Here is a 6,425-nt window from a genome sequence, read left to right on the forward strand (position 1 = left end):
TCAGACGTGTATAAGAGACAGCCCCGGAAGAGACTCCGGAGGAGAGTCCTGCCGAGGTGGCCGCCGACACCGGCGCGTCCGGGTTGACCGTCAAAGACGTTCTCATCTGGCTGATCGCGGCCACCACCGCCGTGGGCGTGATCACGTTTCTCGCCCGCCGCACCCGCTGAGCGCCGGTCATCGGCCGGAGCGCCGCATCGTGGCGGTGAACAGGTCGCCGCGCAGCGCCCGCTCCACCACCTCGATGGAGCGCGACAGGCGGACCAGCCGGGGCCCCTCCTCGCGGTAGACGTCGAGCACCGCCTCGATGGTGTGCGGCGGCAGATGTCCTTTGAGGTCGACGGCCGCCGCTCGGTAGCCCGCGCGGGCGGCCTCGATGGCCGAGGAGACGTGGTGCCTGGCCATGCTGGCGAGCGCGATCGGGTGCCGCCTGAGCACGTCGTAGGCGCGGTAGTCGGGCGGCACCGCGTCGAGCAGCCAGGCGACCGCGGAGGTCTCCCAGTCGGGCACGCTCGGCGGCCGGACCTCGGGCGGCCACTCCGGCGGAACGTACATGGCGACATCGTACTCATGTTCGATTCGTCCGGATATGGCGGGGGCGGGTGGTAAGTCGGAAAATTGTCGTGTGACGGAAAAGATCGGGATCGTGGGCGCGGGCATCGTGGGCCTGGCGATGGCGCGGGAGCTGGCCCAGGTCAGGGGCGCCGAGGTGACCGTGCTGGAGAAGGAGGGCCGCGTCGGCGCTCACCAGACCGGGCACAACAGCGGCGTCGTCCACGCGGGCATCTACTACCCGCCGGGCTCGCTGAAGGCGAAACTGTGCCGCGAGGGTGTGGCGCTGCTCAAGGACTACTGTGCCGCGCACGCGCTGCCGTACCACGAGGTCGGGAAGCTGGTCGTGGCGAGCACCACGGCCGAGCGGCCGCGGCTGAGCGCGCTGGCCGAGCGGGCCAGGGCCAACGGGGTGCCGGGCATCTCCGAGCTGGACGGGCTGGCGCTGCGCGAGATCGAGCCGCACGCGGTCGGCGTCGGCGCGATCCACTCGCCGCACACCGCGATCTGCGACTTCCCGGCCGTCGCGCGCCGGCTCGCGCAGGACGTCGCGGAGCTGGGCGGGTCCGTACGCCTCGCGCACCCGGTCAGGGCGATCAGGGAACGCCCGGGAGGCGTGGAGGTGCTGGCCGGGCGGCGGAAGCTCGTCTTCGACCGCCTGGTCGTGTGCGGCGGGCTGAACACCGACGCGGTGGCCAGGATGGCGGGCTCGCCAGGGGACGTCAGGATCGTGCCGTTCAGGGGTGACTTCTACGCGCTCAAGGGCGCGGCGAAGGACCTCGTCCGGGGGTTGATCTACCCCGTGCCCGATCCGCGCTATCCGTTCCTGGGGGTTCATCTGACGCGGCAGACCGACGGCAGGGTGCTGGCGGGGCCGAACGCGGTGCTCGCTCTGGCCTATGAGGGTTACGGTTCTGCCGTGCGATGGCGAAATTACTGCAATTTTCGGCAAATTCTAGGGTGGCCGGGGACGCTACGGCTGGCCCGCGCCTACTGGCGTACCGGGCTCAAGGAACTCCACGGCTCCCTCGTCAAACGCGAGTTCCTCCGCGCCACCCGCCGCTACGTCCCCGCGCTCACCGCCTCCGACCTGGAAAGAACCGAAGGCGGCGTACGCGCCCAGGCTGTGGCGCGGGACGGCCGCATGGTCGACGACTTCGTCGTGGACGTGCACGGCCCGGTCGTGCTCGTACGTAACGCACCGTCGCCCGCCGCCACGTCAAGCCTGGCCATTGCCCGGCACATTGCCGGAATTGTCCCGGCACCCGTCCGATGAGTGCATCCTTGAAGGTGATGGAAGCACGCCTGCTGATCGTCGAGGACGATCCGAACATCCTCGAGCTCCTCGCCGCGAGCCTGAGGTTCGCGGGTTTCGACGTGACCACGGCCAAGAGCGGCCTCGACGCCGTGGCCGCCGTGCAGCGGCACCGCCCCGACCTCATGGTGCTCGACGTCATGCTGCCCGACCTGGACGGATTCGAGATCGTCAGGCGGCTGCGCGGCGGCGGGCTGCACACCCCGGTGGTGTTCCTGACCGCCCGTGACGAGACCGAGGACAAGATCCGCGGGCTCACGATCGGCGGGGACGACTACGTGACCAAGCCGTTCAGCCTGGAGGAGGTGATCGCCAGGATCCACGCGGTGTTGCGCCGTACGAGCGGGGAGCCGCAGTCGCCGCCGCCGAGGCTGACGTTCGCCGACATCGAGCTGGACGAGGAGAGCCACGAGGTGTGGCGCGGGGGCAACGCCGTGGCGCTGTCGCCGACCGAGTTCAAGCTCCTGCGGTACTTCATGACGAACGCCGGCCGCGTCCTGTCCAAGCCGCAGATCCTCGACCACGTGTGGGACTACGACTTCAGGGGCGAGGTGGGCATCGTCGAGTCGTACGTGTCCGTGCTGCGCCGCAAGATCGACAACCGCAGCCCGCGACTCATCCACACGCTGCGCGGCGTCGGCTACGTCCTCCGCCTGCCGCCGAGCCCCTGATGCGCGGCCTGCCGCTGCGGATCAAGCTGATCGCGTCGATGCTGGCCCTGCTGGGGTTCGGCATGACGTTCATCGGCCTGGTGAGCGTCTCGGTGCTGCACGGCTACCTCATCGACCGGGTCGACAGCCAGCTCCACCTGCTCAGCCTGCGCATGCACAAGAAGGTCCTGAGCGACTGGAAGCGGGACAGGGAGACCTCCGACCGGCCGATCGCCATCGAGTCCGACGCGATCGTGCTGGTCAAGGAGCCGGGCCGCGCGTTCGAGCCGATGCTGATCGACCGTGACGTCGACCTGAAGCCGAAGCCGGTCCTGCAGTCCGCGCCGGGAGCCGAGCCCTACAACGCGCCCGCGATCAGGGGCAACGGCGAGTGGCGGGTGCTGGAGAGCATGGTCCGCCGGCGCACGCTCGTCGTCGCGGTGGACCTGGAGGAGGTCGACGCCATCACCCGGCGGCTCGTGCTCATCGAGCTGCTCGGCGGCGGCGGCATCCTGCTCATCCTGGCCGTCGTGGGCATCACGATCGTACGGCGCAGCATGCGCCCTCTCGCCCAGATCGAGCGCACGGCCGAGGCCATCGCGGCCGGCGAGCTGGGCCGGCGGGTGCCGGACGGCGACCCGCGTACCGAGGTGGGCCGCCTGGCCAGGTCGCTCAACGGGATGCTGGCGCAGATCGAGACCGCGTTCGCCGCCAGGTCGGACTCGGAGGCGGCGGCCCGGCGCTCCGAGGTCCGCATGCGCGAGTTCGTCGGCGACGCCTCCCACGAACTGCGCACCCCGCTGACCTCCATCCGCGGCTTCGCCGAGTACGCCAGGCAGAACCCCGGCGCCGACCCCACGGAGCTGATGCAGCGCGTGGAGAAGGCCGCGGGGCGGATGAGCCTGCTCGTGGACGACCTGCTGCTGCTGGCCAGGGTGGACCAGCAGCGGCCGCTGAAGATGCGCCCGGTCGACATGCTGGCGCTGGCCGCGGACGCCGTACACGATGCCAGGATCCTCGCGCCCGACCGCGCGGTGAAGCTCGACGTGATCGGCGGCGCGGCCCTGATCGTCTCCGGCGACGAGGTGCGCCTGCGCCAGATCGTCAGCAACCTCGTCACCAACGCCATCATCCACACCGAGCCGGGCTCGCCGATCACCGTGCGCGCCGGGGCCGGCGACGGAACGCTCTTCATCGAGGTCGTCGACAGCGGCCCCGGGCTCACCCCCGACCAGCTGGAACGGGTCTTCGAACGCTTCTACCGGGCCGACTCCGCCCGGTCGCGCCGGTCGGGGGAGGACCGGGGCAGCGGGCTCGGCCTGGCCATCGTGCAGGCGCTGGTCGAGGCCCACGGCGGCACGGTGACGGTCGAGAGCTCGCCCGAGGACGGCTCCACCTTCCGGGTCGAACTCCCACTTGCCTTGGAGTGAGCCTTCAGCAAACCCTCAGGTGATTTTGTCACGCTGAGTAGGTGACGAAACCCGAGGCGCTGATCATGGTGGTGGACGACGAACCCAGCATCAGGGACCTCCTCTCCGCCAGCCTGCGCTTCTCCGGTTTCGAGGTGCTGACCGCCGCCGACGGGCAGGAGGCCGTGGAGGTGGCGGAACGCGCCTCGCCCGACCTGGTCGTGCTCGACGTGATGCTGCCCGACCTCGACGGGTTCGAGGTGGCCAAGCGGATCGGGACGCCCGTGTTGTTCCTGACGGCCCGCGACGCCACCGAGGACAAGATCGCCGGGCTGCGGGTGGGCGACGACTACGTGACCAAGCCGTTCAGTCTCGAAGAGGTGCAGGCCAGGATCCGGGCGGTGCTGCGGCGCACCCGCGGGGAGGGCGGCCCCGTCAGCCGGCTCAAGGTCGCCGACCTGGAGCTCGACGAGGACGCGCGCGAGGTGTGGCGGGGCGGCAGGCAGGTACGCCTGTCGCCGACCGAGTTCAAGCTGCTGCACTACTTCATGGTCAACGCCGGGCGCGTGTTGTCGAAGGCGCAGATCCTCGACCACGTCTGGAACTACGACTTCGGCGGCGACGCGGGCGTGGTCGAGTCGTACGTCTCCTATCTCCGGCGCAAGGTCGACGACGTCGAGCCGCGGCTCATCCACACGCTCCGTAGCGTCGGCTACGTGCTGAGGGAGCCGCCCGCGGGCTGAGCCCGTAACACCTCTCGGCGCCGAGGCCGGTGAATGTGGTTCACGCTGGGTAGCGTGGGTTCATGGACCTGCTGGGCGCGTTGGAGACACTGCGCCGTCCGCTCGACCGCGAGTTGTTCCCCCTGGCGATCGGGGATACCGCGGCCGACCGGCGCGCGCTGCGCGAGCTGACCGGCCAGCTCGACGACTACCTGCTGCCCCGGCTGCGCTCCCTCGACGCGCCGCTGCTCGCCGTCGTCGGCGGATCCACCGGCGCGGGCAAGTCCACGCTGGTCAACTCGCTGGTCGGGGCCGACGTCGCCGAGCCGGGCGTGCTGCGGCCCACGACGCTGGTGCCCACGCTCGTGGTCAGCCCCGCCGACCGCGACTGGTTCATGGGCCAGAACGTGCTCCCCGGCCTGTCCCGCGGCACCGGCGCCGGCCCCGGCACGCTGCGCGTGGTGACCTCCGACGCGCTCGGCGCCGGGCTCGCGCTGCTCGACGCGCCCGACATCGACTCCGTGGTGACCGCCAACAGGGAACTCGCCGCCCAGCTCCTGGCCGCGGCCGACCTGTGGCTGTTCGTCACGACCGCGGCCCGCTACGCCGACGAGGTGCCGTGGGGCTTCCTGCGGTCCGCCCGCGAACGCAGCACCGCGCTGGCCATCGTCCTCGACCGCGTGCCGCCCGACGCCTTCGACCCCGTCTCGCGCGACCTGTCCCGCCTCCTCACCGAGAACGGCCTGGCGGACACCCGGCTGTTCACCGTCCCCGAGGTGCCGCTCCCCGACGAGAAGGCCCGGCTGCCCCGTGAGATGGTGCGGCCCATCGCCGCCTGGCTCACAGGGCTGGCCTCCGACGCCGCGGAAAGGTCCCGCGTCGTACGCCAGACGCTGTCGGGGGCGCTCGACAGCCTCGCCACCCGGGTGCCGTCGCTGGCCGGTGCCGTCGACCGCCAGCGCGCCGCCTTCGACGGCCTGCGCTCGATCGTCACCGGGGCCTACGCGGGCGGCATGGCCGACTTCGACGAGGGCATGCGCGACGGGTCGCTGCTGCGGGGCGAGGTGCTGGCCCGCTGGCAGGACTTCATCGGCACCGGCGACCTCATGCGCTCGCTGGAGAGCCGGGTGGGCTGGCTGCGCGACCGCGTCGTCGGCTTCTTCACGGGACGGGTGCCGGAGGTCCAGCTCAGAGACGCCCTGGAGAGCGGTGTCGAGGCGCTGATCAGGGGCGCGGCCGACGGCGCCGCCGAGCGTGCCCTGGAGGGGTGGTCCGCCGCGCCCGGCGGCCCCGGGCTGCTCGAACGGCTCGGCGCCGTCGAGTCCGCCCGGCTCGGCCGCGCCTCGCCCGAGCTGGCCAAGCGGGCCGAGGCAGCGGTGCGGGGGTGGCAGGAGTTCGTGCTCGACCTCGTACGCGAGGAGGGGGCCGAGAGGCGCACGACCGCGCGCGTGGCGTCGTTCGGGGTGAACGGGGCCGGGCTGCTGCTCATGCTGGCCGTGTTCGCCTCCACCGGAGGGTTGACCGGGATCGAGGTGGGGATCGCCGGCGGGACGAGCGTGCTGACACAGAAGCTGCTGGAGGCCGTCTTCGGCGACCAGGCGGTGCGGACGCTCACGGTGCGGGCCCGGGAGGATCTGCGCGAGCGGGTACGCACGTTGCTGGCCGAGGAGGCCGCCCGGTTCACCGCCCAGCTGGAGGCGGTCGAGCCGCCCGCGGACACGGCGCAGGCGCTGCGCTCGGCGCTGGCCCGCATCCAGGCCCACCGCGCCGAGCTCCC

The 6,425-nt window shown here is 71.7% G+C and carries 6 protein-coding genes; 5 read left to right on the forward strand and 1 reads right to left on the reverse strand.

Annotated elements, in window-relative coordinates; translation table 11 throughout:
- Positions 1-177 precede the first annotated feature (177 nt).
- Positions 178-555, reverse strand: a complete 378-nt coding sequence (locus E1292_RS48895; protein ID WP_132606640.1) for a hypothetical protein — start codon at positions 553-555, stop codon at positions 178-180.
- 34 nt (positions 556-589) lie between these two features.
- Here E1292_RS48895 and lhgD point away from each other — a divergent pair, with 34 nt between their 5' ends.
- From lhgD to E1292_RS48920, 5 genes are all read left to right on the forward strand, one after another.
- Positions 590-1,828 carry an L-2-hydroxyglutarate dehydrogenase gene (gene lhgD, locus E1292_RS48900; RefSeq protein WP_132606641.1) on the forward strand — a complete coding sequence of 413 codons (1,239 nt, stop codon included), beginning with the start codon at positions 590-592 and terminating at the stop codon, positions 1,826-1,828.
- Between the two features lie 17 nt (positions 1,829-1,845).
- Positions 1,846-2,538, forward strand: a complete 693-nt coding sequence (locus E1292_RS48905) for a response regulator transcription factor (RefSeq protein ID WP_246090993.1) — start codon at positions 1,846-1,848, stop codon at positions 2,536-2,538.
- Positions 2,538-3,947 carry a sensor histidine kinase gene (locus E1292_RS48910; RefSeq protein ID WP_132606643.1) on the forward strand — a complete coding sequence of 470 codons (1,410 nt, stop codon included), beginning with the start codon at positions 2,538-2,540 and terminating at the stop codon, positions 3,945-3,947. The genes E1292_RS48905 and E1292_RS48910 overlap by 1 nt, the downstream gene beginning before the upstream one ends.
- 65 nt (positions 3,948-4,012) lie before the next feature.
- Positions 4,013-4,669: a response regulator transcription factor gene (locus tag E1292_RS48915; protein ID WP_132519845.1), complete on the forward strand. Its 657-nt coding sequence runs from the start codon at positions 4,013-4,015 to the stop codon at positions 4,667-4,669.
- Between the two features lie 62 nt (positions 4,670-4,731).
- On the forward strand, positions 4,732-6,425 hold a 1,694-nt coding region (locus tag E1292_RS48920; RefSeq protein WP_132606644.1), incomplete at its 3' end, for an ABC transporter.

Source organism: Nonomuraea deserti (assembly GCF_004348685.1).
GTDB lineage: Bacteria > Actinomycetota > Actinomycetes > Streptosporangiales > Streptosporangiaceae > Nonomuraea > Nonomuraea deserti.